Source organism: Pseudolactococcus yaeyamensis, from assembly GCF_054658615.1.
This window is the reverse complement of the sequence record NZ_BAAGGP010000146.1, coordinates 1-3,209: the sequence shown is the minus strand read 5'-3', so window position 1 is coordinate 3,209 and position 3,209 is coordinate 1. Positions and strand designations below refer to the sequence as shown.

The following is a 3,209-nucleotide window of genomic DNA, read 5'->3' as shown; positions in this document are numbered from 1 at the left end:
AAAATCCGTGAGTCCATTCCAGAACTATTATCTCTGAGAAACGGCTCAGTAGTCAAGTGAAAATTAATATCAATTAGGTAAAAATCGTAGTGGTTAATCACTACTAGAATATATTATACGAGGAGGAATGGATAAAGCAACAAGCGGTAAATTTCTTTTTGATGGAGAAGAAATCAGTATGTTCAGTGAAGAAAATCTATCTGTTTACCGACGAGATATTATCGGTTTTGTCTTTCAATTTTATAATTTAATCCCTAGTCTAACTGCTTTGGAAAATGTTGGCATTGCAGCACAGTTGACAAATAATAAGGAATTTTCTGAAAAGTGTTTAGAAAGTGTTGGATTGTCACACAGAAAAAATAATTTCCCTTCTCAAATGTCAGGTGGTGAAATGCAACGTGTTTCCATTGCAAGAGCGCTTGCAAAGCAACCACAATTATTACTATGTGATGAACCTACTGGAGCATTGGACTCAGTAACTGGACTTAAAATTATCGAAATATTACGTCAATCTGCTGAGAATAGTGGAACAGCAGTTGTAATGGTAACACACAATTTAGAGTTTGCAAAATTGGCGCACAAAGTTATTCGTCTACATGATGGAAAAGTTTCTTCTATTGAGGAAAATACTCATCATGTAAATATTTCGGAGGTAGAATTGTAGTGGAATTTTTAAATATAAAATTACGAAGGGATTTTCGTAAAAATTGGACACAATTTTTTTCAGTATTCTTAATGGCTTTTTTAAGTGTTCTTATTTTCGTTGGTCTTCAAGGTGCATGGCATGGGCTTGAAGTGAGTTTGAATAAATATATTGATAATTCAAACCTTGCGGATTCATGGGTAATGAGTACTGGTTTTACGAAAGATGATATACAAGAAATTAGGGCATTAAAAGGGATTAAAGATACAGGTGAGAATACTAGAATTCAGGTTAAAATTGGTGACAATGATGAAGAAGATAAATATCTTTATTTAGATACTTTCAATTCAAAACTTACGACTCCCTATGTTACAGAGGGCATAAAACTTAAAAGTGAAGCGCAAGGTTTTTGGTTGAACTTAGAGTATGCAAAAGAAAACAAACTATCAGTAGGTGATACAGTAAAAATAGATTTTCAAGGGCAGACGATTAAACTAAAAGTGTTAGGTTTGGTGCAATCTGCTGATCGAATCTATTATACTGGTACGGAGGAGTTTATTGCACCAAATTATGCTAATTATGGGTATGGATATATATCTGATGAGATTTTAAAAAAAGACTTTCATTATCAAGGAAGTGAAAATTTACTTGAAATTAAAGGAAATACAAAGGGAATACGAGAAAAAATAGAGACTATTCTAGGTAGCAGGCTTGTAACTTATTATAATCGGAGTACTTTAGTAGATGTTTCAGATGCACTTGATCGAGTTGGTCAAATAAAAAATCTATCTTATCTTTTTTCATTTATTTTTATATTATTAGCGATTTTAGCAATGTATACAACAATTCGTAGGCTGATTGAAACACAAGTCAAAGAAATTGCTATTTTAAAAGCGCTAGGATTTTCTAATCGAAAGATAGGACTGCATTATACAAGTTTTGGCATATTAGTTGGAGGTAGTGGGGCTATATTAGGGGCGAGTGTGTCACCATTTATGTCTTGGTTTGTTTTAAGTACACAAAAAACAATGTTCTCCTTACCCTCATGGACGATTGCTTACTCTTTTAGTTCACTAGTGGTGATAATGTTTGTTTTGTCAATATGTATTTTATCATCATACTTAGCGAGTCGTAATGCAATTAGAGGATTGCCAGCTGAATTTTTAAGGGGGAATACACAGAAAATAGGTAGTAAAGTATTCCTAGAGTATCTAACTAAATTTTGGAAAGTACTGCGTTTTGAACAACGTTGGGCAATTCGTGATGCATTATCAAATAAAGTTAGAATGCTAATGGGAATAATTGGAGTTGCTGGGGGTATGATGCTTTTGATTGCAGGTATTGGTATGCCACAATCTATCAATCATTTAGTAGATAAAGCCTATCATGAAGATTTTAAGTATGATACACGAGTCCATATTAATAATTATGATAAAGTGAAAAATAACTATCCAAAAGGTCAATGGATTCAAATTAAACAAGCAAGATTTACACCAGATGATGAAAACAATCGTTTATTGATTATTATTAGTTCTGGAGACTATATTGATATGAAGACAGAGGAGGGGAAAGGAATTGAGAATGGTGGTGTCTATGTCACAAAAGGATTTGCAGAAAGAGCTAAGCTAATGGTTGGGCAAGAACTTGAAGTGAAGCCATATTTGGATAATCAGAAATTTACATTTGTGATTAAAGGTATTATAACAAGCGAAACCAATCAAGGTGCTTATATCACTCAAAAAACTTTTGAAAGTGCAAACGGAATTTTTTCTCCGAGTACATTGTTGTTTGGAAAAGATAACTATCCTTTTGAAATTAAAAGTGATAAAAATCTAGTGTCTGCAATTAAGATGAGTCGTCAAGAAGAAAATGCCAAAAATTTTGTATCAAGTCTCATGAGTATTTTTCTGATGATTGTTGGCTTTGCTGTTCTCTTGGTTGTTATAGTTCTCTATAATTTGGGTTCACTAAATTTTGTTGAACGGACAAGGGATTATGCAACGCTTAGTGTTTTAGGGTTCAGTAAAAAAGAATTACGTAATACTACAATGCTTGAAAATATGGGAACTACTTTTATCGGATGGTTATTGGGCATTCCGTTAGGAATTTGGTTCTTGGATGTATACGTCAAGACTTTTAGCACAATACGTTTAGAGTATACTTCCCACATAACTTGGTTAAATTTACTACTATCTACAATAATTGTTGTGCTATGTTCGATGAGTACTACACTATTCATAAGTAGACGACTAAAAAAATTGGATATGATTGAAGCACTCAAAGGGGTTGACTGATGAAAGATAGCGATATGTAACATGTACTAAGAATATTGTATAAGGTGTAAAGATATTTATTACTGTTGCAGATAAAAATATCCATCTAAAAACTTATTTTTTAGGAGAAATATATGAAAAGAAGTCTATTAATATTGGTACTGAGTTTTCTTGGTATCTCTTTTATAAAAAAGAATAATATCTCAATTAAAACACAATGGACCAAAATGAAGAAATAATCTCTTGTCTAACAAACAGTCAGATGAGAGGGACAAAGCAGAAAGAGCTAATTT

General features: G+C 32.5%; 2 protein-coding genes. Both read left to right on the top strand.

Annotated features, from left to right (window positions below; translation table 11 throughout):
- The first annotated feature begins 127 nt into the window (after window positions 1-127).
- Window positions 128-664 carry an ABC transporter ATP-binding protein gene (locus tag ACYQ21_RS15050; protein ID WP_460059448.1) on the top strand — a complete coding sequence of 179 codons (537 nt, stop codon included), beginning with the start codon at window positions 128-130 and terminating at the stop codon, window positions 662-664.
- On the top strand, window positions 664-2,937 hold the full coding sequence (locus ACYQ21_RS15045) for an ABC transporter permease (RefSeq protein WP_460059447.1): 2,274 nt from the start codon (window positions 664-666) through the stop codon (window positions 2,935-2,937). The genes ACYQ21_RS15050 and ACYQ21_RS15045 overlap by 1 nt, the downstream gene beginning before the upstream one ends.
- Window positions 2,938-3,209 lie beyond the last annotated feature (272 nt).

What these genes read in the sequence shown, in the direction of transcription:
- ACYQ21_RS15050 (WP_460059448.1), top strand. Translation starts at nt 128, where the DNA reads ATGGATAAAGCAACAAGCGGTAAATTTCTTTTTGATGGAGAAGAAATC.